Origin of the sequence: Aeromonas sp. 604443 (assembly GCF_049170315.1) — a bacterium.
GTDB lineage: Bacteria > Pseudomonadota > Gammaproteobacteria > Enterobacterales > Aeromonadaceae > Aeromonas > Aeromonas veronii_A.
Map to the genome: position 1 here is coordinate 524,635 of NZ_JAAKMI010000001.1, position 21,353 is coordinate 545,987.

Below are 21,353 nucleotides of genomic sequence, written 5' to 3' on the forward strand. Positions count from 1 at the left end.
TCCTTAGTCGAGGTTGATGGATGTGAGTTTTGCGGCTTGCTGGGCGGTGCAGGTGACATCTGTCAGCGGCGTGCGCAGGGTGACGCTGTCGATACCCGGCTGGTGCAGGGCGGCATAGATGGCAGAAATCGGGACGGTTACCCCTACCCGGTAGTAAGCGGCAGCCGTCTTTGTCATGGCGTCTTTTGCTGCTTCGATGGCCTGCTCTTGACCCAAGCCGATGGCGTTGAGGGTTGCATCGACGGCATAGGGTTTGATCTGGGCGGGTTCGACCGCTACCAGATCGCAGAGCGGGCGCACGTCTTCGGCAGAGAGCGCCTGCTCGACCAGATTGAGGGTGTCGGCGCTCGGCTGGCCAGCAGGCGAGAGGATGGTCACTCTGACAGTGCCCGGGGTAGGACTATCGACGGAGACATCCACCACCTCGGCACTGGCCGAGAGGGCGTGAAACTTGTAGGCATTGATCGGGCCCGCCGTGGCCATGCCCTCATAGGCCATTTGGCAGCGCAGGCGCAGGCGGTCATCAGATTCATACACCGGCTCGATGGGCGGGGTTGCTGATGGATCGCCCGAGGTGACCAGCAGGCGTTCGAGTTCGTACTCACCGGCCACATGGTCAAGGGTGGTGCCACTGGCAAAGGCGAGCAGGGTCTGCTTGGCTGCATCGTTAATGCGGGCCCGCAGGATCATTTCGTTGTAGGCGTTCTCCTGCAGCAGCTTGTTGAGCGGTTCGGATTCCAGTTCCAGCGTGGCAGCGATGGCCGCCTGCTGGTCTGCCGGGTAGTAGCTGATCAGGGTGGCTTTGCGCTTGGCCAGGATGGCCTCAAAGTCGAGGGTTTCCTCGACTTCCGGTGGCGGGAGCTGGGTCAGGTCTACAGTGCTCACTGGGTGGCTCCTGTCGGAATGGGGATGGTTGCAGACTCCAACACGCCGCCATCTTTGCGCTGCCAGGTGAGCTCGATGGTTAAGGCGCCATCCATGCCGCCGCCCAGCACATCGACGCGGGTGACGGTGATGCGGGGTTCCCAGTTGATAAGGGCCTGCACAGTGGCGGCCATCAGGCGCAGGCGGGTGGCCTGATGCTGTGGCATGTCGATGAGGTAAAAGAGCTCGCTACCGTAGTCACGGCGCATCACCCGCGAACCCACCGGGGTGATCAGGATGTCGCGCACCGACTGGATAATGTGGTCGGTGGCGCTGATGGCGCGGCCATGGGCGGCATTCATACCGAGCCAGTTCATACCGGGCCCCCTGATGTGCCGTTGCCCGGCATAGTGTCTTTGTGTTTGTGGGTCGTGACTTCTATGCCGCCGATGGTTGCGCTGGGGGCGATAATCTTGCCGCCCGCGCTGATGGTGGTACCGACTTTGAGCGCCTTGATGCATTCGACCAGCGGGGTGATCAGCTTGATGGTGACGGATGCCTCGATGTTGGCTGACTTGATGCCGGTGGCGTTGAGTGCTCCGGTTGCCGGGTTGTATTCGATCACCGCGCCATCGGCGTATTCGGTGCGATCGAGATCCGGGTTGTCATCCTCGGCCAACGGTTCGGGGAACTTATCTGCATTCAGGCGACCGACGATATAGGCATTGCGCAGATCGCCGCTGACGGAGAGCAGGATCACCTGCTCGCCCAGGCTCAGGCGGTGGCGGGTACGGTTAGCTCCGGCCCGTTCTATGGTATAGGGCCGCCAGTTGGTGGTGATGTTGCCGGTTTTGACACGACACTCCCCTGAGCGCACGGCGGTAACAGTGCCGATACGGATCAGGTTGTCGATCAGGCGCTTGAGTTCGGTTGGGGTCGGTTGCATGGGGCCATTGTTTTGGGCAATGGCGGGGAAGGCGAGGGGTGGCCAGTGTGTAGATCAGCTACACATTGGCGCACGAGTTATTACGAAACGAACGGTATATTCAATCTGTGGTGTTACATTGTCCTTGTCCTAACATAGAGTGATAGTGTGTTTTTTAACAAAATAAAGCCATTTTATTTAACGTATCTTTCTATTGATAACTCATAGCGTTCCTTCCGTATATAAGCGGTGTAAATATCAGTGATGCCATTCTTTTTGGCTATGGAAACCAAAGCTGTTTGTTGCCACTCTGGCATTTTTTCACCTATATAAAGCGCTTTTACACTGCCTTCTGAGTAGGAAACTAAAGCATTACCATTTTGGCTGATAAATCTAATTTCATTCTCATGTTTCCATAAGTCACTTTTCGATGCTATTAAATCAACCAACTTGCTACTTAAATTATTTCTATCTTGTTGTGAAGTCGAAGTGTAAAATTTATATCCAAAATCACTCGTGTCGATAGTTGGTATATCCTTGATGTACTCTACACTAACGCATGAAATTTTATCATTACATTCAAATGGTTCATGCATCTCTAATGCATAACCCCTAAGCCCATCACCATAATACCCCCACATCAACTGATTTTGTATTGGGTTGCTGTATTCCGCTTGGATGTTTTTATCAGAAATAAAACAACAAACTCCTGCGTCGTAAATATCATTCATGGCTTTATCAAAAGCTATTTTCAGAGTTTCTTCTGTTATTTCACGCAGGGTGTCTAGTTGACCAAGCATTGCTATATCTCTCAATCTGCCCATTGTTTCAGATTGGTGATCTATCTGTAATAATTTATTTAACTCACCATCTTTATTCATCGTACTAATGACATTTATAGTTTGGCCAGATGAGAGTCTTTTGGTTGAATGAATAAACAAACCTTCAAAAGGGTCATTGAAGGCATTAACCTTAGAGAACCATAATTTACGATCTGCAAATGATGACAAATTATTATTGTTAAAAGAAAAGAATTTAAATAAAGACATCTATACCTCCATAAATAATTTATGCATTTTATGTGTGTTTTTTAGAACGTCAATAAAAGACTCATGAGACGCTTTGGTTTTGTTATCGCTGTATCAATGAGTTATCAGTCGATAGCCATAGATTGACGCAGTAGGTCGGGAGAACAGTTTGGGCCAGTCAGTATCGCCGTGGGGATCGGGGAGAAAATGGCGGGAGTGATCAGCGGCGTACCCAGCATGAAAGTGACTCTTTTGCCCCCTGTCCAGGTGGTTACAGTCGCTGGGTCAAGTGCTTCAACAGCAGGTCTTCCACGCGATCAATGTCGGCATCTGTGATGCCGATCAGCTGGCGCTCAGGGTATTGCACGGTTTTACCCCTTATCTTGTCGCGCAGGCCGAAGTGGTGAACAGTGGCGAGGCGGTTGGCGCTGCCGAAGAAGGCAACCGATGCTTCGCTGGCGGTGGAACTGGCTTTGAGCCATGCCGGCTTGACCAGCTTGGCGAACATCTTGCGGCGAAGGCGCCCCCGGCTTTGCTTCAGGTTGGGCTGGGGCTTGCGCGGGGCCATGGGACTGCCATCGGGTTGGAGGTTGGCGCGGATGCGCTGGGCCTGGCTGGAGCGCAAGGTGCGGGCTATCTCGCTCGCCAACTGACGGCGAGCCGCCGGCTCCATGCTGGCCAGCAGAGCATCGGCCCAGCTTACCAGCCGATTCAGGTCGTCGGTGGCCATGGCTGCGGTTCCCCGTTGATAAAGAGCTCCCAGGTGATGCCGTCATAGGGGTCTTCCGGTGGCTCCGGCAGGTGCTCCCAGCCAATCCCCTGTTCGTTCTGCCATACCTTGACCCGTTCGGTCAGCTTGACGGTGATGATGAGATCCATCAGGTCGTTGGCGAGGTATTCGGTCTCGAAGGTGATGCCATCCTTGCGCAGCTCGTCGTTGGTCATCAGCTCGGGCTGGTGTTGGCGTAGCCAGGCCAGCAGCGGCACCATGATCTGATCCGGGTGGCCGGCAAAGTCTTCAATGCCAATGGTGAGTGGGTATTGCCACTCGAACGAGAGGGAGCGGGCGCCGGTGCTTTCGATATTGCCCGGGGCGATAAAGATGTGCAGCTTGTCCGGGTTGATCTTGAGGTGCGGTACGCAGCGGGTCAGCACCTCACGGATCTGTTTTGGCTTTTCCATCTTCCCTTCCTTGTTGTCGTGTCTGGCAGGTGATGAGGCTATCGACCTTGGCGGCGCAACTGGCCCAGGCGGCCTCGGTCTGGCTCAGCTGGTCGAGCAAGTCGCCGTTATTGCGTGGCGCCGCCGGCGGCAGCTGGCAGGGGCTCGGGGCCGGACAGGTGAGCCTGATAATCTGTGGCGCCGGTGAGGGCGGGGCGCTGGAGCAGCCTGATAACAGGGTCAGGCAGAGGGCGATCCGCCCAAGCGCTGAGTTCGGCATTTTCACGTTTGAGCCTCTTGATGGTGTCGGCGCGGGTGGCAGCAGCCTGCGCCAGCTGGTCGAGCTGGCCCTGCAGCTGCTGCGCCGCTTGTGCCTGGGTGGTCAGTTCCCGGGTGAGGGTGGCGATGGCGGTCTCTTTAAGCTGCTCGCGCCGCTCGGCCTCTTTGGTTTTATCTTCGGCTGCCTTGAGACTGGTTTGCAGGGTGGTGACGTCCCCTTTGGCCTTGGCCGCCGAGCGGGCTGACCAGCCCCAGCCACCAAGAGCGACAGCCAACGCCAACAGCAACCAGCTGACGGGCGAGCCCAGCAGCTCACGCCACATTGGCCACCTCCTGCCCCTGATAAACCTTGGTGAAGTGCGCAAACCACTTGGCCAGCTTGGTGTCGTAGTCGTTCTCCTTAAACGCCGGGCCGTTGTAGCGGCGGGCGAAATCCGCCCACTTTCGCCCCTGCAGCGCTTTGTGCATGGCGGGGTCTTGCTGGATAAAGCGACACAGGGCGGTGAGGTGTTCGACCTCGCTGCGCTGCATGGCGTTCTGCCAGTCGCTGGCGGAGGCAAACCCCAGCGACTGCCAGTGGTAACCCATGATCTGGAACATGCCCCAACTGGCCGACTCGATGGCCGCATCCCGATGCAGGCTGATGGCCAGTTGCAGCCGCTCCCACTCCGCTGCGCCGCCCGCATAGCCGCCGCGCTTGGGGTTGACCAGGTTGGGGTAATGGGCGGCCAACTGGTCGGCGGCCGCCTTGCCCAGATGTTTGGTGAGTTGCTTGTAGAACACATGCCGCTCGAACAGCACCACGGGGCGCATGGCTTGGGTGAAGCCTTCACCGATGCTCTCGACCTGGGCGACGGTGGCCATGGTGGCTAGCGGCACCGCCAGCAGATCGGCGCCGGCTTGCATGTGGTTGATGGTCAGCTGGTTGCCGCGTTCACTGCCAAGCAGGGCAGCCAGGGTTCGCGGGCCCGCCTGACCGATGGCGGCAATCATGTAATCCCGCTGGAAGGCTATCAGCGCCTGCTCGGTTGCCTCACCAAACCAGCCATCGACTGCCACCGGATAACCGGCGGCGGTGAGGCGGCGTTGAAGGTCGGCCACGGCGGTGCCGGTATCGCCTGTTTTCAGGCTCATGGCTGGTACCTCCGGTAAATATCCCGGGCATGGTCGGTGCTGGATGGTTTGCCCCGGGGCAGCAGGTGGTGCACCGAGCCGCGGGTGTTGAGCACGGCGCACAGCAGGAAGAGGGCAAGCCCGAAGGCGGCCGGATCTGGCACCGGAATGCCACCGAACAGAAAGCGCAGCGGAATGGAGCCTGACAGCACGCAGAGCAGCCACGCCATCCAGGCGGGCAGGGCGCGATACTCGCCACCTTTGCGGTCAAACAGCATGACCCGCAGGAAGATAGCGGCGCAGATCAGGGCGTAAAGGGCGGTGTAGATAAACACACCGGTTGGAGTGGTCGGGATCATGGTTGCCCCCTTTTGTTAAACAAGGCTTCAAGTAGCCGATCCTGATTGCGCATGATGAGCTGCAGCAGGCGCACCATCATGGCGGAGGCGATCAGCGAGCCGATCGCATTGCTGACCTGGACGCTGGCGGGCAGCAGTACCTCCAGCAGTTGGCAGGTAAAGCCGGCCAGCAGCAGGCCACTGACAAACGAGGCGACAAACAGGGCAATCCGGCGCAGGCGTCCCTGCTCTTCGGCGGCCGAGATAAACAGCACCGCGCCGGTGAGCGCGCCGAGCACCACGGAGGGATCCACCCCGGGCAAGGTGAACAGCAAGGCCAGACCGGTGAGGGTGCTGGTTGCGGCGCTGGAGGAAATCGGTTCTGGCATCGTGCTCTCCTATCGTTTGCTGCCGCAGTGGCGGGCGAGTTGGAATTCGTGGATGGTCTGACAGTCGGCGCAGCGTTCGCAGCCCCGGATCGCCTCGCGGCGCTCTTGCGGGATCGGGTCGTCGCAGTCGATGCAGTAGTGGGGGCCAGTGCCCGCAATGCGGGCGGCATGGATGCGGGCAGACAGTTGTTGCTCGCTGATGTTGGCCAGTCGTTCGAGTTCGTCGTCGAGGCGGCTCATGTCGGTGTTCTCTTTTGTCGCATGACAGTCAGTCCCATAGCTGGATCAGTGGCTGTTCGGCCTGCGTGGGGGCCGCTGGCATGTTGATAAGGGTGCCGGTTGGCAGGATGGGGCCGAGCGCGGCCAGACCGGGGTTAAGGTTGAGCACCTGCTCGGTGATGCCTGCGGTGTAGCCGTAGTGACGAAACAGGATGAGATCGAGGGTGTCGCCCTGCAGGCTGCGCAGTTGCATCAGATGAGCTCCACTGTGGTGTGGGTGGTGCCGATGATGTCGCGGATGGCAAAGCGGGCATCGCGGTAGAGGTCATCCGAACTTATCTCTTTGGCATCGGCCCCTTTGATGCCGTCACTGGTGGCGCTGTAGTCGGTGTAGCGCTCCAGCAGATTGGCGCGGGTCATGGCGTAGACGGCGCGCCGGTAGCTGTGCAGATGTACCGATTCGCCGTTGATGGGCTCGGCGGGGACTGCGGCCAGGGTGGCGTAACCTTCACTTTCTCTGGCGCTGCGCCACTGTGCCAGATCCCGGTTGACGCTGGTGATGGCGTCGATCACCGCATGGGTGAGGCGGGCGGTGGTGACGGTGCCATCGAGCCGGACGGTATCGCGCAGCGCGCAGAGCGAGATGGCCGGCCAGAAGGGGGCGCTGGTGATGTCGCCCTCTTCTGTGGCGGTCGGGGTCGGGTTGGTGGCTAAAAATCCGGTGCTCATGGTGCTCCTGATGTGAGGTGGCGCCGCATGTTGGGCGGTGGTCGGGCCGTCTGCTATGCCGCTGGCATTCGTCAGGCCCGAGCCGCCCAGGGTGCGGGGTTCGCTCGGTTAGCTGGCCTCGCCGGGGGCGGGGTCAGGCTGTTCGGGTGGCTGTGATTCGGATTGGGGCTCAGCGCCTGGCTGCGGTGCCGGTTCATTGGCGGGCTGGCCGGAGGCGGCTTTCTCTTTTTTGATCTCGCGCAGCAGATCTTCCAGCTCTCGCTTGATGCCCACCTTGTCGTGCAGTTCGATGGCGCGGCGGTAGTGGTCGGCCGCTTGCTCCTTAAGTCCTTCGGCATAACAGGCGCGGCCCACCGCCTTGTGCAACTTGGCGCGCACCTGGTCGAAGATGTCGCAGTCAGCCAGCATGTTCATGTAGCTGCTGAGCAATGGCAGGGATGGGCCATTGCCCGCCTCTTGCAGCTTGATGGCGGTGTCGGCCACCTCTTCGGCGATGAGGGTGGGGGCGGTGCGTTCGTACTGGTCCGGGGTATTGAGGCCGTGGCGGATCACGTAATCAGCCATCGGCAGGGCACCAGCCAGATCGCCGGTGTCGAGGTGCCACAGCATCACGGTCACCATGACGTCATCCTGACCGCCGCGATCGGCGGCCAGCAGGCCATCAATCCACGGTGTGTAGGTGGCCAGCATGGTGCGTTTGGCGTCAATCTTGCGCTCGAGGCTCTGGATACCCTTGAGGGTGCGGCGGTGCTCGGCCAACTGCATCAGCTGGAGTTCGTACTGGTTGGCGGCGGCGCGATCCTGCTCGGGATTGGCCGCCCCTTGCAGGGCTGCCATGATGCGGGCGGTGTGTCGTTGTGCAGGTGTCATCGTGGCTCCTTAACCGCCTGCAGGCGCAGGTTTGGCGCCCAGCGTGATGTTTTCTGCGACGGCGATGCAGTCGTAATCCTCGACCACGTAGGCATCGTTGGAGGATTCCCAGTTGACGATACGGTCGAGGCTCGGCTGCTCTTCCAGGTGGCGACGGCGGCCGCCGATCTGCCAGTAGATGGAGAGGTTGTCGAGGCGGGTGACGATCAGGGTGTCTTCCGGGACGAAGGGGACGCGGATCGCCAGCAGGCCGCCGATCTGCTTCTGACTCACCAGCACCTGACCGGCCAGCTTGTTCTGGTTGTCCCGGGTCTCGTTGAGGATGGGGAAGTATTTGTCGGCCAGCAGCTTGCGACCGCAGATCACCACCAGATCGGTGTCGTCCTGGTACCAGGGCTTGATCTTGCTGTTGACCAGATCGAACACCAGCGCGTCGAGGTTGCCGTAATCCCCCTCTTTGGTGTCGGCTTCACTGTTGGGTTGGTAGATGTAGATATGGCCGGTGCCCGCATCCCCTTCGCTCATCACCTGGGCGGGAGCATCATTGCGGGTGTGCTCAATCCAGCCGATGTTGACGTCTTGCAGCATGGGGAACTGGACGCGATCGGTGTCTTTCGCGGCAAGTTTGCCGTTCCAGCCGATCATGATGCGGTCCAGGCCCTGGCGCTTGACGATGGCATCGCGAATGCGGATCTGGAAGTTTTTGAACTTGGCCCAGGCATCAAGCTTGGCGTAACCGATGCTGGTGTCGTAGTTGGTCTTTTCGCATTCGTATTTGGTGTTTTGCAGTCCGGTCGGGTCGAACGGGACGCGGGCCTTGCCGCCACTGGTATCGGTGCGAGAGGCGATTGTGCCATTGATGCCAATGCCGACCTTTTCCCCTTTGAGTTCATCCACCGGCACGATGTTGATCATGCTTAGGAAGTCGACGGACTCCTGCATTTTGGTTTCCAGCTTTTGCTGGATGCTGGGCTCGACACTGAATTGCACCATGGCCGAGCTGACGGCATTCAGGCTCGCCAGTTGGCTGGTGTACTTTTCGAATTGCTGACGGGTATCGTTGCGCATTATCGGGGTCCCTTAAAAATCGGTGTTGGTTGGCTTGGTGCCATCGTCACCGGTGGCAGGCTGGCGCTTGTGGCTGAAATCTTCCTGGCGCTCGAGCTGGGTGGTCAGGTCGGCCAGGGCGTTGGCGGTCGCCGTTTGCCGGGCTGTCAGTTCGTTGAACTTGGTGTGCAGGTCGGTATCGAGGCTGGCCACCTCTTTGGCGACGGCTTCGACGGCCTGATGCACCTCGCTGAAATCGGCGGTCGATTGCTGCTTGTGACTGGTGAAAATGGCGCTGATCCGTTCCAGCAGGCCCGGGCCTTTCTCCTGCTCATCTTCAAACTCGATGACGGTTTCGAGGGCTTCGGTAAACAGGCATTCCGGATGGTATTTGCGGTCGGCCAGCGGGTTGACCGCGGCTTTGCTGCAGAACTGCAGCATTTCGGTGCCAAGGCTTGCCGGGCTGTCGGTGACGGCCAGCCCCATCATGTAGGCCCCTTTGTCGTTCAGGTTGGGGTGGATCTCGATGGAGGTGTAGACTTTCTGGCGCTTCTTGTTGAGCGCGATCAGCTCCGGCGTCGGGTCAATCTGGACGAACAGGGCCAGCCGCTGTTCCCCTTCGATGGTGACCTCTTCGGTCTTGGCGGCAGTGATGTCGCCGTACATCTTGAACAAGCCGTTGGGGTCGAGGCCCCGGATATGCTCCATATTGACCCGGGCGCCATAGGTGGCCTGGTTGTAGCGCTGGGCCATCTGCTCAATCCATTCGCGGGTGATGGCGCGACCGTCGGTGGTGCCCCCCTCAACCGCGACACGGAAGAATTTGGACTTAGGCATGTGCTGGGATCCCTTTGGTAATTGGGTAGTGATGTCGCGGTTATGGTCTGGGTGAGCGGCGGGATCGTGCAATCCGGGGCCAGTGTGTGGCGGTGCTACACACTGGCAGTGGGGCGTTTGGGGTAGTAGCGGCTGGGTAGACTGGCGCCATGACAACAGCACCCATCACCTTTCCCCATCTCGACCCCAGACGGCAGGCCATGTACCTGTTCTTCCAGGGGTACCCGCTGCGCGCCATTGCCGAGTTGCTGCAAACGCCGGAGGGTACCGTCTCGACCTGGAAGAAACGCGACGGCTGGGAGGACATCAAACCGATAGACCGGGTGGATAGCGCCATCGAGGCGCGCATGATCCAGCTGGTAATGAAGGAGACCAAGAGCGGCGGCGACTTCAAGGAGATTGACCTGCTGGGTCGCCAGCTCGAGCGTATCGCCCGGGTCAACAAGTACAGCAACGGCGGCAACGAGGCCGACCTCAACCCCAAGGTGGCCAACCGCAACAAGGGGCCGAAGAAGGCGCCCGAGCGCAACGTGGTGGAGCCCGAGCAGCAAGAACGGCTCATCGAGCGGTTTGAGTCGACCATGTTCGATTACCAGCGGGTCTGGTATCAGGCCGGGCAGGAGTACCGGATCCGCGACCTGCTCAAGTCGCGCCAGATTGGGGCGACTTACTTCTTTGCCTTCGAGGCGTTCATTGATGCCCTGGTGACCGGGCGAAACCAGATTTTCCTGTCAGCCAGCAAGGCGCAGGCCCACATGTTCAAGCAGTACATCATCCAGTTTGCCAAGGAGGAGGGGGTTGAGCTCAAAGGTGACCCCATGGTGCTGCCGAACGGGGCGCATCTCTACTTTCTCGGTACTAACGCCCGCACCGCCCAGAGCTACCACGGCAACATCTACATGGATGAGTATTTCTGGATCCACGGCTTTCTGGAGTTCCGCAAGGTGGCGTCCGGCATGGCGATGCACAAGAAGTGGCGCCAGACCTACATCTCCACCCCTTCCAGCCTTTCTCATCCCGCTTATGGATTCTGGTCTGGCGCCAACTTTAACCGCGGTAAGGCCAAGGCCGACCGGGTCGAGATTGACCTGAGCCACGCCAACCTGTCTGCCGGCAAGCTGTGCGCCGATGGCCAGTGGCGGCAGATCGTCACGGTGGAAGATGCGGTGCGCGGCGGTTGTAACCTGTTCGACCTGGATCAGCTGCGCAGTGAGTATTCCGAGGATGAATACCGCAACCTGCTTATGTGCGAGTTCATGGATGACACCGAGAGCCTGTTTCCACTGGCGACGCTGCAGCGCTGCATGGTCGACAGCTGGCTGGTGTGGGAGGACTACAAGCCCCACACCTTGCGGCCGCTGGCCAACCGGGCTGTGTGGATCGGCTATGACCCGGCCAAGGGGGGTAAAGGTGACAGCGCCGGCTGCGCGGTGCTGGCCCCGCCACTGGTGCCGGGCGGCAAGTTTCGGGTGTTGGAGCGTCACCGCTGGCAGGGGATGGACTTTGACGCCCAGGCCAAATCCATTCGCGCCATCTGCGATCGCTACAACGTCACCTATATCGGCATCGATACCACCGGGATCGGGGAGGGGGTTTATCAGCTGGTGAAGCAATTTTATCCGGCAGTGACCGCCATTCAGTACAACCCCAACGTGAAGATGCGGATGGTGATGAAGGCACAGGATGTGATGAACAAGGGGCGGCTGGAGTTCGACAGCGGCTGGACCGACTTGGCCCAGGCGTTTATGAGCATCCGCCGCGCCGTGACCCAAAGCGGCAAGCTGCCCACCTTCGAGGCCAGCCGCTCCGATGAGACCAGCCACGCCGATATTGCCTGGGCAACCATGCAAGCCCTGTTACACGAGCCCCTTGAGGGGCAGACCGGCACCAATTCCGGCTTTATGGAGATTTACTGATGAGTGAGCAGATCAACTCGCCTGCCGGTGTGCAGGCGTTTACGTTTGGGGAGGCTATCCCGGTGTTGTCCCAGCGGGAGGTGTTCGATTACCTGGAGTCGATGCACAACGGCCGCTGGTATGAGCATCCCCTGAGCCTGCACGGGCTGGCGCGGGTCTATCGGGCAGCAGTGCATCACGCCTCCGCCATCCAGGTGAAGCGCAATATCTTGCGCGGCTGTTTCATCCCTCATCCCAAACTGAGCCTGGCCGCCTTCACCGGGTTGGTGATGGACTACGAGATCTTCGGCAACGCTCACCTGCAGCGGGTGCGCAACCGGCTGGGCGGTACGCTGCGCTATGACCAGATGCCGGCAAAGTACACCCGCCGCTCCCTCGACCTGGATCGCTATTGGTGGGTGCCGAGGCCAGGGGATGAGGTGGAGTTGCCCGCCGGTGATGTGGGGCATGTGATGGAGGCGGATGTGAATCAGGAGATTTATGGCATACCCGATTACGTGGCCAGCCTGAACTCGGCACTGCTCAACGAGTCAGCCACCCTGTTTCGCCGCCGCTACTACGAGAACGGCAGCCATGCGGGGTTTATTCTGCACATCAGCGATGCCCTGCAGAACGAGGGCGATATCACCGCGCTCAAGACGGCGCTACAAAACAGCAAGGGGCCGGGCAACTTTCGTAACCTGCTGCTCTACACCCCGGGTGGCAAGGCGGATTCGGTGAAGCTGATCCCGGTGGCCGAGATTGCGGCCAAGGATGATTTCCTGTCTATCAAGGGGGTGAGCCGGGATGACCAGCTGGCGGCCCATCGTGTACCACCTCAACTGATGGGGGTGGTACCGAACAATACGGGCGGGTTTGGGGATGTGACCAAGGCTGCCCAGGTGTTTGACGTCAACGAGATCGACAGCATGAAGGCGAACTTTGCGCAGTTCAACGAGTGGGCAGGGGAGGAGATAATCCGATTCACTTCTTATCGACTGTCAGAGCTGACAGTGCAAAGCTGAAAACCTTGGCTATCTTCAAATTGGAATTCCTCCAAATTCCTCCATGATTTAATTCAAAGCCCCCTACCCAGGGGGCTTTGTTTTGGCTGAGCGCCCATCCTGCCAGAGCCCACCAGTCGCGCTACAGGCTATCGCCAGCCATCCCTTCGCAACCATATTCCCGAGATCCTTCACACGCACCTGCGAGCATGAGCGGAGCCTCGAAAGGCCCTTCAACACCCAGCGCGCGCAATCGGGACCCCGCCTCGCCTGCGCGCTTTATGTGTGGAAAATCATGCAGGTGAAAGACTGTGGTAGGGTATCGGCTCCCCGCGCCAGCACTGGCCGCGCGCGGGATACTGGATTCATTTTGTGATCCTTCACTTTCCGTCAGATCCTTTCAGGATATTAAAAATATTACATTTGATGAGGCTACAGTGGTCTTCACATCTTCAATTATATTAAATCATGACCATCGTCAAAAATTTTAAAAAAAATCTTTTAGTATAGAAAGCTAACCTCCTCCGAGGGTAGTTTCTGTCTAATATCCTTCTCATTAAAGGTATTGCAGCGTGACCGTACTCCGAGATGTGAGATGGTCGCTCTTTTTACTAGGATGAAGGGCGTATTCTAGATGGGGCAAAGGATCCAAGCATTAATGATGTTGCTTGATGAAATAAGGAAATAAATAAGGAAATGATGGAAATGAAAAACAACTATGGTTTGTTGCTTGGTTTTTCACTGGTTTCGCTTTCAGGTTGTGTGTCGATGCCGTCGGTGCAGGATTATTCAACCTATTCCCGCACAACCATCGAGAGCGTTACACCAGTAGCGAAAGACTTTTATGGTTCATGTCTAAGGGCGAATAGTTACAAGCCGTTTGTCCAATATAGTAAATGCGATTCAGAGCTGGCGGCGTCGAAGGCCATTCTCTCAGTTGCATCTGTGCTCGACGCCTACGGCGCTGCGCTTGGAGCACTAGCATCAGATGAGCTTGTGGATTACAACACCGATGTGAATGCGGTAACTGATGAAGTGAAAAAACTCGGAGTCATTGACTCAAGAAAACTGGATGCCATTGGAAAACTATCTTCCTTATTGGCGAATGCAACAACTAGCGCATATCAACAAAAAGAGGTTGTTAAATTTATTCAGGCTAGTGATGAGTCTGTTGGTAGTGTTTCTGATGGTTTAGCTGAGTTAGTTGAAAAACATTACGCTCAGGCGATTTCTCTCGAACTTGTTGCTTGGGAGGATGCCTATAAGAGGGTCGAGAGAGTAGAGCGGGAATCTAATCCTCTGCAATGGGAGGCATACTCAAAGTCCCAATGGCAGCAACGGGCCGATTTGCAAGCAAAATTATCAGCAACACAGGCATTAGCAAAAAGTATCAGGGAGGTTGGCAAAACGCATCATAAGCTGACACAGGATGCAGAAAAAATAACAGGTAAGGAGGTCTATGCATCAGTAAGAAGTTTTGTTGATTCTGCAAAGCCAGTGATTAAGGACATCCAAGAAGCATTTTCTAAAAGATAAGGAATAATCAATGAGCATACAATTTTCTTCAGAAGACATGTTTAATCTGTCTAAGTCTTTTCATGATCTCTCGACTGCACTTGGTGACTTCAGATATTCCAACTGGAATGAACTCAATCAAGAACAGCGAGCTGACTTGGAAGCTAAGCAATGGACGCTGTTCAATATGTCTAGTGATTTAAATGCAACATCAGTAGTGTTAAAAGTAGAGCTATTTGATGAAGACATTAAAACCTTGAAGTCTTGCGTAGTGGATATGCAGGCTGCAGCACAAAAAATCGAAGATATAAAGCACGCAATTGCAATAGCAGCCAAAGCAGTTGCATTTGGTGGAGCTATCTATCTTGCTGTATCCACAGGTGATGTTGCTGCTATGATCGCTGCAGCAACCAGCCTGATGCAAGAGATAAATGTTAATGTTTAGAAATTTTAAAAATTTCTTTTTCGATGTGGCAATGTACTTTCGATGGAGGCTTTTGAATCGATACTATTATGCCTATGTTAGTTCTTAATCAGTGTCTGTATAATATGTAAACAGTGAGCAACCACATCGTTGTTGCTCACTGTTGATGTATTATAGGTTAAGCTATTATATAATCTATAATAGATTTATCTAAATTATCATAGATAAGTTTCAGTGATGGTTCATCGTGTATGCTAAGCTTCAAAAGTCCTAAAGCAAGATAATCGGATCTATGTTGTTCAAAAGTTGATCCAAATCTAAAATCACACCGGTAAATATTTTCTTGGGGAACTATATTTAAATATTTTATCCATATACCTCTAATATAACTTAAAACCTCGCCACTTTCAAAGATACTATATCTTTCTGCTGGTTCATTTTTATTTTCTATACCATCAAATATTCTTGGTGATGAGTCAAATACGAAAGCTTTTATACCAAATCTCACTGATATGCAGAGTGCCAACCCCCCCCCTAAGGAATGCCCCGTAACTACTATGTTTTTATCAGGGTTTTTATTTATATAAGATTCAAAGTCAGAAATGGCTTGTTTATATTGGGTGTTAAAAGGTGGCACCGAAAAATTTGCAGTTAAGTAATCTTTTTTTTCATCTGTTCCTCTATATGCAATTATAATGTTGTTAGTGTTTTCCTGTTCATATATGTCATATGCAAGTCCGCTTGAATACGATACAGTGGGTGGGGTACTTGCATTATATTTACTGTTAGGTTTTGTCATGGATACTGGCATGCCGTCTGATGTTAGCTGTTTCCAGCCTAGTGTTGATAAATCAAAGTATAGTCTATCGGCGTTATGGTAAGAGTTACATGCCATCATTGAATATAAAACTGATTTTTTTGCTATTTCACTGTTTATTTTTTTTACATTATGTTCTACTGACATGATAATTATCCCCGTTTAATATTTCTGTTATGTACTATTAATTTAAAGCCTATACTTAATCGCTGCCTTCTTGATTTTTTTAAAATTTAATTAAGTAAATGAAGGATACTAGATGTTAATGGTTTTTTAGTATTGAATGTTAAATGATGCGACATATCCTTCAACATATAAGTCTAGTCGATATATTTATCGCCGCATGGTTATTGATAGTGTGCTACATCGGTGTTGTGATTTGAGTCTCAAACTTATGGTGTTTTATCCAGTGGTTGCATTTCATATCAACTCTTCACTGTAGTCGTTTTGTTCTTGCAGCCACTCCGGGGTGTCCAACTTTTCCAGCTCGGCCCACATGTGTGACTGGTAGGGCTGCGGCAGCATCTCGATCCAGCGGTGTGCACCTGTGTGGCCTTGTGCCTGGTAGACCTCGCCGCACAGTTCAACCAGCATTGGCCAGTTCGGATCGCCTTCCTGTACCGCGTATTCATCTAGCAGGTCTTGTTCGGCTGGCTGCAGGCTTTCTAGTTGCCAATCCGGCTCACTTGGTAGCGATCGACTCGACTGTACCTGTCCGTTCTCCAACCAGAGGGTAAAACCGTCTGCCCTGACACTGGCCCCAGCCCGCAAACGGTCGATGGAAAAGGGCGATAAACCCCATTGCTCCCTCATTACCTGGTCTGCGAAGGCCGCAGGATCCGGCCGCGTACAGTTATTGTCAGAGCTCCAAGGTGCCGGGCTGTCGCCCGTCTTAACCCCAACCCCCCTCGCTGCAGCCTCGGCGGCTTTCCTGGCTTCATGGGTGCCGGCGGGCACAATTTCCCACCCTTGCAGGCGGGTCTTGATGCCAAGGCGAGCGGAGGTAATGCCCATCAGGCGCTTGATGTCTTCGCCATAGCTGTTGGCCTGCTCCTCGATGAGGTGGGCCAGCTTGATGGGGTGTTCGGCGCGGGTCGCCAGTGCGCCGCCCATGGCGTGCAGATAGCAGCGAAAGATGCCGTTATCTGCGGCAAAGCGGGCGGCCTCAAAGCGTGGGTCTTGCAGTACTGGCTTGGGTGGGCCAACCAGATCGGCATGCTTCTTGGCGTTGCTGATGCGGCGTAGCTCGCGCCATACCCCGACCGGGGCGCCTCCGATCTGCTGGAAGGTGCGAATGCCCCACCAACTGGCCCAGGCCACGGCATGCAGGGCGCCCTCATCGGCGGCGGTGCCGGCCTCTTCGTCGTCGTCGAGGTAGGCGCCGTCGATGTTCTTGGCAATGTATTTGGCGAGATAGCCGGCTGCATCCCCCTTGGCCGGGTCTATCTCTTTCCAGTCAAAGCGGGGAGTAAAGTCGGTAAAGGGTGGGGCGCCTTTGATATCCCGCACCAGCTCTTCGTGGTCATCGGTCAGGGCATAGCGTTGTAGGATACCGATCACCCGGTTGCGATCTTCCGGGCGCATAAATAGCAGCAGGTGCCAGTGCGGGGTGCCGTCATGGTGAGCCTCGCAAACACGAAATCCATAAACGGGGGCGTTCCACCGTTTGAGGGCTGCCCTGGCTCGGCTCCATAGTTTGGCTAGATAGGCGCAGGTCTCCCGCGGCGTGGCCCCTTGATAGCGTTTGTTCTCTACCGCTTTGCCGTTGTGCTTTTGTGTCCAGGCATGAAAGCGGCTCGGGGCGGTCCAGGTGAAGAAGACCCCCACATGACCCTGCTCCTCGGCATAGTCATTGAACCCCCGCGCACGCACCATCATTTCGTTGCGGCGGTTCACCGGGTTGGCGTTGCTGGCCTCCCAGCAATCCTTCATCGACACGACCAGGTCATAACGCTCGTTCACCACTTCCGACTCGGCCAGCCAGCACATCATGGCCCGCTTGCGTTCGCGCACCACCTTCATGGTGGCGTTCGATACATAAGCAGATACGCCCTTGCGCACTTTGCCGAGCAGGATATTGATGTGCTCTTGTAGCCTGTCCCAGCAGCGGTTGACGCGCTTCTCCCACCACTTGGCAGAGAGCAGGCGCACCAGCACGCTCAGGATCCAGTTATCCCGCATCTCGTCGGTTTTGAACTTCGGCAGATCGCCGATAAACCCCCACTGGTCGGCAGGCTGGCGCATCAGCTCCCAGGTCTGCAGCAGATCCGCTTCGGCACCTTCTTTGATGCTCTTTTCGATGTGCTTGTAAATGGCTGCGGTCTGGTTGGCAAACTGGTGGGCAATCTGTTTGCGGCCGGAGTCATCGCGCATCTGTTTTGGATCGACCGGGATGGTCTGGAGCTGCATCCGCACCCACTTGGTTCGCTCCCTCAACCAGATGTTGGCGGAGCGGCAATGGGTAAAGCTGCAATCCTTGCGGCGGCGGATGTACTGCTTGAACAGGTTCTTGGTCAACTCGGTGGAGAGCCCATCGAGCAGTTGCATGGCCCAGATCAGGTCGTACTGACCGCGGTCACCAGCAAAAGCGGCGTCAAAGTTGACGCCGGGCAGAGAGTTGCAAAGGGTATCGATGCGCTGCCGCAGTGTTCTTTTCGACAGCGGCAGGCGTTTGGTCTTGCTGGTCATGCAGAGAGATAACCGGATAGCTGTTTGATGCGGAACTGGCAGCCACGAACGCTCATTTGGGCATGCTCTTTTAATCGGCGGGCGGCCGCACATTGGCGCAGCAACTGTTTGATGCTGGCGTGGGGGCGGGCAGGTAGCCGGCGCGCATGGGCCAGCTCCCGTTGATAAAGACGCAGCCGTGCCGCATCTTCCCGGTAGGTGGCTTGCCAGCGATCTTGCAGGAGCGTGAGCTCCCATTGCAGTCCATGGCTCATTTGATGATCTCCCCCTGTCCATGCAGTGGTGCGCACTCGGCCCACCACTCGGCAATTTCCCGGGCCAGTGCCAACTCTTGATTGGCAGCGGCCAACCAGTAGACGGTGCGCATTGCGCCAAGCGCCAGCAGCTCGGCCACCTGATCCCGGTTGCCTCTGGCATCGCTGCCCGCAGCGATAAACTCGGCGCGGGCGGCAAACCAGTGGGTGGTCAGCTGGCTGACCGGTGTGGTGGGTTGCATATGTGCAGGGCCGGCTTCGCTCTGCTCTTGTTGGGCGTCCAGCTCAAACAGATCGAAGTTGCTCATCGCATGCCTCATCTATTGCCTGAAAGTCCGGCGCATCGATGGCGATATGGCCCGCCTCGATGCGGATTGAGATACCGAGTTCACCACCACAGCAAAGCGGGGCTGTCGGCAGCAGTTTCGGTTCGTTCTGGGCTAGCCACTCTTTCAGGCTGGCCAGGGTGAACAGCGTGGTACTCATGCCTCATCCTCCATCACCAAATCGTCATCGAGCAGATCCGCAGGCTTGCTGGTCACCACCAGTTGTACCTGGATGTATTCATCCCCCGAGTAGAGTGCTCCCAGGGCGATGCGGTTATCCTCGGCGCGTACGGCAAACATCTCGGCTAGCAGACCCTCGATCACCTTGGGGGCTTGGTTGGCAATCTTGATGGCGTCACTCATGGGCGGGCCCTCCGGTTGAGGTGGTGAAACAACTGATGCCAGCGCAATGACTGCTGCGCCTGGACTAACAGGGATTTGCCCTCTGACCCCCGATAGGTAAAAGAGGCAGGGCGAGCTTTGGCGGTCAGCCGTTGTTGAAGGCGCGGCAACTCTGCCAGCGCCTCTTGCTCTGATACGGGATGGAATAGCTTGTTCATACCTGCACCTCTGGCGTAGCGATGCCGGTCAGCAGCCAGTCGATGTGCCGTTTCAGCTCCGGGTGGTTGGCAATCAGCAGGAACAAACCGCCGCCAATCTCGCGGTATCCCAGCTCGTAGTTCTTGAGCGTGGTGGGTGGAATACCCAGCAGGTCGGCAAACTTCGGACGGCTCAGCTTCAACTGTTCCCGCAACTGGCGCAGGCGCTTGGCGGCATGGTGGTTGAGCAGATTGATTTGGGTCGGTTGTGCGGTCATGGTCAGGCTCCTTGTTGAGGTGTGCAGGGGTTGATGCGGCTGAACAGAGAAGCCCAAGCCAGTGCGGTGGAACGCTCGAGCAGCGCCACCCCGTCCGGGTGTTGGCTCAGACGGGCGCCATAGCGGCCCGTCAGCTTGCGTTGCTGGATGCGAAGGTTGCGCAGTGCGCAGGGGATCGCTAAAGTTGCCATGTCGACTTCCTCATACGTTGTTGATAAAGGCCCGCTTGGAGTTGCAGCTCCGTTAAGCGGGCTTTTTAGTGCCCGATAGGTCGCGGGCCTTCTTGGCCAATCTGGCCAGCGACATGCACCGCATGATCCAGTTGCTGGCGTTTGGCCTGTTCTCTCTTCTTCCGCTCGGCCAGTTCTGCCGGCGTCACCTTCACCGATGGGTGCCACACTTTTGGATCGCACCCGCTGTGAAACAGCGACTGATAATCCAGCGCAATCACCGCAAGGCGGATCGCCTCACGCTGCTGATAGGGCAGGGCTGAGAGGGTCGCCATCATCAGCGAATCCCACGGCTGGCGGGCGATGGTGCAAATGGCGACTCGCTTGGTCTTGGGCGCATTAAGCCAATCACCGTCGAGGTTTGAGCCCGCCCGGTTGAGGTGTTCCCGCAACAGCGCAATGCCTGCGGTATTCATCAACACCTGCTCCTCGGCGGTCAGACCGGCGATGTTGCGGGGCTCTGGTTGGGTGTGTTGCATGCTGGTTTCTCCTTCACCTGGGCGCAGAATCTGGCGGCCAGTGAGGGGATCACTGGGCCACCTCTTTCACCCTGCGCGGGACGATGGGCAGCACAATGGCCGGATTGGGCATGGCACTGGGGCTGATGGTTGCGATGATTTCGAACCCCGCCTTGAAGGTGTGGCCGCAATCCACATTGCTGCATTGATAAGTGGCGATACCGCAAAGCGGGCTCATCCGGATGGATGTGCGAGTGCTGGCGCGGGCACCACAGTGGGGGCAAATCAGTCTCATGGGTTCTCCTAAGCCCCGGCCGCCATGCGCGCCATATCCAGCGCACAAGACAGAGAGGGAATGGCTTGGTATTTGTGCTCGATCTCGGTGATCAGCAGGGCGAGGTTGCCCATGGCCGCTGTCGCCGCACCGACCAGTGCATTGCGCTGCCCCTTGGTGACGCGGCCGCTCTCCACCACTGTCAGCGCCTGCGCGCCGAGCCCTGCCACCTTGGCCGTGGTGTCAATCACCTGATGAGCCAGGCTCGGGCCCTTCTCCCGTTCGGGGATGGCAATGGCCGTCAGGCCACAGCAGAACAGGGCGCCATCAAAGAGGGTTTCATCCCCCTCACTTGCCTGGGTAATGGCAATCAACTCAGCAACCGTCAGCTCGTGAGGTTGGTCGGGGTTTAACTTGTTGCGCAGGATCTGCGGATTCATGCCCGTTAGTTGGGCGATCTCGGCCATGTTGTGACTGGCCGCAAAGCGTTGGCATGCGCTGATCCAGTGCGGATGTTTGCTGGCGTATTCGGTAAACATGCGAGGTTCTCCTTGACCCGTTATGGTGTTTGCAGGTTCACGCGAGCGTCATGGTGACGTAGCGCTCAGCCTGATAACGGGCTTTCAGGAACAGGGCGTAAAGATTGACCTCGCGAGGTGCGCCCGGGCCGTCTTGCAAAATGGGCAACTGGCCGCGGTCGGCACGCTTTTTAACGGCTCCAATCGTCAAGCCTTGGCGCTTGGCGTACTCCTCTAGGCTTTCGCTGACCCGATCACCAAACGGGTAATCAAGCGGTAGTTGGCTCACATCACTGGGGATGCGGATAGGTTTGATTCGAGTAGTCATGATGAA

34 protein-coding genes are annotated in these 21,353 nt (G+C 56.7%); 4 read left to right on the top strand and 30 right to left on the bottom strand.

The genetic code is table 11. The annotated features are described in order from the left end of the window. Positions 1-3: 3 nt before the first annotated feature. The 17 genes from G5380_RS02185 to G5380_RS02265 form a co-directional block, all read right to left on the bottom strand. A complete protein-coding gene (locus G5380_RS02185) occupies positions 4-885 on the bottom strand; it encodes a baseplate assembly protein (RefSeq protein ID WP_421352300.1) in 882 nt (293 codons plus the stop codon). Next, a complete protein-coding gene (locus tag G5380_RS02190; RefSeq protein WP_421296204.1) occupies positions 882-1,241 on the bottom strand; it encodes a GPW/gp25 family protein in 360 nt (119 codons plus the stop codon). The genes G5380_RS02185 and G5380_RS02190 overlap by 4 nt, the downstream gene beginning before the upstream one ends. Continuing rightward, positions 1,238-1,810 carry a phage baseplate assembly protein V gene (locus G5380_RS02195; RefSeq protein ID WP_421352301.1) on the bottom strand — a complete coding sequence of 191 codons (573 nt, stop codon included), beginning with the start codon at positions 1,808-1,810 and terminating at the stop codon, positions 1,238-1,240. Before G5380_RS02195 ends, G5380_RS02190 begins: the two co-directional genes overlap by 4 nt. A gap of 173 nt (positions 1,811-1,983) precedes the next feature. Further along, entirely contained in the window at positions 1,984-2,838 is an 855-nt protein-coding gene (locus tag G5380_RS02200; RefSeq protein ID WP_421352302.1) for a DUF2971 domain-containing protein, read from the bottom strand. A gap of 250 nt (positions 2,839-3,088) precedes the next feature. Continuing rightward, positions 3,089-3,547 carry a phage virion morphogenesis protein gene (locus G5380_RS02205; RefSeq protein WP_421352303.1) on the bottom strand — a complete coding sequence of 153 codons (459 nt, stop codon included), beginning with the start codon at positions 3,545-3,547 and terminating at the stop codon, positions 3,089-3,091. Beyond that, positions 3,529-3,999 carry a phage tail protein gene (locus G5380_RS02210; RefSeq protein ID WP_421352304.1) on the bottom strand — a complete coding sequence of 157 codons (471 nt, stop codon included), beginning with the start codon at positions 3,997-3,999 and terminating at the stop codon, positions 3,529-3,531. Before G5380_RS02210 ends, G5380_RS02205 begins: the two co-directional genes overlap by 19 nt. Then, positions 3,974-4,222 carry an Rz1-like lysis system protein LysC gene (gene lysC, locus G5380_RS02215; protein ID WP_234936379.1) on the bottom strand — a complete coding sequence of 83 codons (249 nt, stop codon included), beginning with the start codon at positions 4,220-4,222 and terminating at the stop codon, positions 3,974-3,976. The genes G5380_RS02210 and lysC overlap by 26 nt, the downstream gene beginning before the upstream one ends. Continuing rightward, positions 4,107-4,580 (bottom strand): Rz-like lysis system protein LysB, encoded by a 474-nt coding sequence (gene lysB / locus G5380_RS02220; protein WP_421352305.1) that lies wholly within the window; start codon positions 4,578-4,580, stop codon positions 4,107-4,109. Before lysB ends, lysC begins: the two co-directional genes overlap by 116 nt. After that, a complete protein-coding gene (locus G5380_RS02225; protein WP_421352306.1) occupies positions 4,570-5,391 on the bottom strand; it encodes an N-acetylmuramidase domain-containing protein in 822 nt (273 codons plus the stop codon). The genes lysB and G5380_RS02225 overlap by 11 nt, the downstream gene beginning before the upstream one ends. Next, positions 5,388-5,729, bottom strand: coding sequence for a phage holin family protein (locus G5380_RS02230; RefSeq protein ID WP_013723873.1), 342 nt, complete (start codon positions 5,727-5,729; stop codon positions 5,388-5,390). Before G5380_RS02230 ends, G5380_RS02225 begins: the two co-directional genes overlap by 4 nt. Then, entirely contained in the window at positions 5,726-6,097 is a 372-nt protein-coding gene (locus G5380_RS02235) for a putative holin (protein ID WP_005352066.1), read from the bottom strand. Before G5380_RS02235 ends, G5380_RS02230 begins: the two co-directional genes overlap by 4 nt. A 9-nt stretch (positions 6,098-6,106) precedes the next feature. Next, positions 6,107-6,337: a TraR/DksA C4-type zinc finger protein gene (locus tag G5380_RS02240; protein ID WP_421352307.1), complete on the bottom strand. Its 231-nt coding sequence runs from the start codon at positions 6,335-6,337 to the stop codon at positions 6,107-6,109. 28 nt (positions 6,338-6,365) lie between these two features. Further along, positions 6,366-6,569: a tail protein X gene (locus G5380_RS02245; RefSeq protein ID WP_005352059.1), complete on the bottom strand. Its 204-nt coding sequence runs from the start codon at positions 6,567-6,569 to the stop codon at positions 6,366-6,368. Then, the gene (locus tag G5380_RS02250) at positions 6,569-7,045 is read right to left on the bottom strand and encodes a head completion/stabilization protein (protein WP_421352308.1); all 477 of its coding nucleotides are present in this window, start codon (positions 7,043-7,045) and stop codon (positions 6,569-6,571) included. The genes G5380_RS02245 and G5380_RS02250 overlap by 1 nt, the downstream gene beginning before the upstream one ends. A 108-nt stretch (positions 7,046-7,153) precedes the next feature. Further along, a complete protein-coding gene (gene gpM, locus G5380_RS02255; RefSeq protein ID WP_421352309.1) occupies positions 7,154-7,915 on the bottom strand; it encodes a phage terminase small subunit in 762 nt (253 codons plus the stop codon). Between the two features lie 9 nt (positions 7,916-7,924). Further along, a complete protein-coding gene (locus G5380_RS02260; protein WP_421352310.1) occupies positions 7,925-8,983 on the bottom strand; it encodes a phage major capsid protein, P2 family in 1,059 nt (352 codons plus the stop codon). A 12-nt stretch (positions 8,984-8,995) separates the two neighbouring features. Continuing rightward, complete coding sequence (locus G5380_RS02265; RefSeq protein ID WP_421352311.1) at positions 8,996-9,799, bottom strand: GPO family capsid scaffolding protein; 804 nt, start codon at positions 9,797-9,799, stop codon at positions 8,996-8,998. A 149-nt stretch (positions 9,800-9,948) separates the two neighbouring features. On the opposite strand from G5380_RS02265, the gene G5380_RS02270 reads away from it, so the two are divergent. The 4 genes from G5380_RS02270 to G5380_RS02285 all read left to right on the top strand — a co-directional run bounded on the left by G5380_RS02270 (position 9,949) and on the right by G5380_RS02285 (position 14,658). Then, a complete protein-coding gene (locus tag G5380_RS02270; RefSeq protein ID WP_421352312.1) occupies positions 9,949-11,715 on the top strand; it encodes a terminase ATPase subunit family protein in 1,767 nt (588 codons plus the stop codon). Beyond that, complete coding sequence (locus G5380_RS02275; RefSeq protein ID WP_421352313.1) at positions 11,715-12,719, top strand: phage portal protein; 1,005 nt, start codon at positions 11,715-11,717, stop codon at positions 12,717-12,719. The genes G5380_RS02270 and G5380_RS02275 overlap by 1 nt, the downstream gene beginning before the upstream one ends. A 684-nt stretch (positions 12,720-13,403) precedes the next feature. Beyond that, positions 13,404-14,234 (top strand): hypothetical protein, encoded by an 831-nt coding sequence (locus tag G5380_RS02280; RefSeq protein WP_421352314.1) that lies wholly within the window; start codon positions 13,404-13,406, stop codon positions 14,232-14,234. Positions 14,235-14,244: 10 nt separating this feature from the next. Continuing rightward, positions 14,245-14,658, top strand: a complete 414-nt coding sequence (locus tag G5380_RS02285) for a hypothetical protein (RefSeq protein ID WP_421352315.1) — start codon at positions 14,245-14,247, stop codon at positions 14,656-14,658. A gap of 157 nt (positions 14,659-14,815) precedes the next feature. Here the strand turns inward: G5380_RS02285 and G5380_RS02290 are convergent, their stop codons facing one another. From G5380_RS02290 to G5380_RS02350, 13 genes are all read right to left on the bottom strand, one after another. Next, positions 14,816-15,601, bottom strand: coding sequence for a YqiA/YcfP family alpha/beta fold hydrolase (locus G5380_RS02290; RefSeq protein WP_421352316.1), 786 nt, complete (start codon positions 15,599-15,601; stop codon positions 14,816-14,818). Between the two features lie 273 nt (positions 15,602-15,874). After that, positions 15,875-18,142 carry a replication endonuclease gene (locus G5380_RS02295; protein WP_421352317.1) on the bottom strand — a complete coding sequence of 756 codons (2,268 nt, stop codon included), beginning with the start codon at positions 18,140-18,142 and terminating at the stop codon, positions 15,875-15,877. Then, positions 18,139-18,396 carry a hypothetical protein gene (locus tag G5380_RS02300; protein WP_005352024.1) on the bottom strand — a complete coding sequence of 86 codons (258 nt, stop codon included), beginning with the start codon at positions 18,394-18,396 and terminating at the stop codon, positions 18,139-18,141. Before G5380_RS02300 ends, G5380_RS02295 begins: the two co-directional genes overlap by 4 nt. Further along, complete coding sequence (locus G5380_RS02305; RefSeq protein WP_058056127.1) at positions 18,393-18,704, bottom strand: hypothetical protein; 312 nt, start codon at positions 18,702-18,704, stop codon at positions 18,393-18,395. Before G5380_RS02305 ends, G5380_RS02300 begins: the two co-directional genes overlap by 4 nt. Then, a complete protein-coding gene (locus tag G5380_RS02310) occupies positions 18,682-18,882 on the bottom strand; it encodes a hypothetical protein (protein ID WP_058056128.1) in 201 nt (66 codons plus the stop codon). Before G5380_RS02310 ends, G5380_RS02305 begins: the two co-directional genes overlap by 23 nt. Next, positions 18,879-19,085, bottom strand: a complete 207-nt coding sequence (locus G5380_RS02315) for a hypothetical protein (protein WP_058056129.1) — start codon at positions 19,083-19,085, stop codon at positions 18,879-18,881. Before G5380_RS02315 ends, G5380_RS02310 begins: the two co-directional genes overlap by 4 nt. Continuing rightward, entirely contained in the window at positions 19,082-19,282 is a 201-nt protein-coding gene (locus tag G5380_RS02320; RefSeq protein ID WP_058056130.1) for a hypothetical protein, read from the bottom strand. The genes G5380_RS02315 and G5380_RS02320 overlap by 4 nt, the downstream gene beginning before the upstream one ends. Beyond that, positions 19,279-19,539, bottom strand: coding sequence for a helix-turn-helix domain-containing protein (locus G5380_RS02325; RefSeq protein ID WP_019445395.1), 261 nt, complete (start codon positions 19,537-19,539; stop codon positions 19,279-19,281). The genes G5380_RS02320 and G5380_RS02325 overlap by 4 nt, the downstream gene beginning before the upstream one ends. Before the next feature lie 2 nt (positions 19,540-19,541). Beyond that, positions 19,542-19,730, bottom strand: a complete 189-nt coding sequence (locus tag G5380_RS02330; protein WP_058056131.1) for a hypothetical protein — start codon at positions 19,728-19,730, stop codon at positions 19,542-19,544. Between the two features lie 65 nt (positions 19,731-19,795). After that, entirely contained in the window at positions 19,796-20,248 is a 453-nt protein-coding gene (locus G5380_RS02335) for a hypothetical protein (RefSeq protein WP_058056132.1), read from the bottom strand. A 49-nt stretch (positions 20,249-20,297) separates the two neighbouring features. Further along, complete coding sequence (locus G5380_RS02340) at positions 20,298-20,522, bottom strand: ogr/Delta-like zinc finger family protein (protein WP_005351998.1); 225 nt, start codon at positions 20,520-20,522, stop codon at positions 20,298-20,300. Positions 20,523-20,530: 8 nt separating this feature from the next. Then, positions 20,531-21,040, bottom strand: a complete 510-nt coding sequence (locus G5380_RS02345; protein WP_005351995.1) for a phage regulatory CII family protein — start codon at positions 21,038-21,040, stop codon at positions 20,531-20,533. A gap of 37 nt (positions 21,041-21,077) precedes the next feature. Next, on the bottom strand, positions 21,078-21,347 hold the full coding sequence (locus G5380_RS02350) for a DNA-binding protein (RefSeq protein WP_213387180.1): 270 nt from the start codon (positions 21,345-21,347) through the stop codon (positions 21,078-21,080). Positions 21,348-21,353 lie beyond the last annotated feature (6 nt).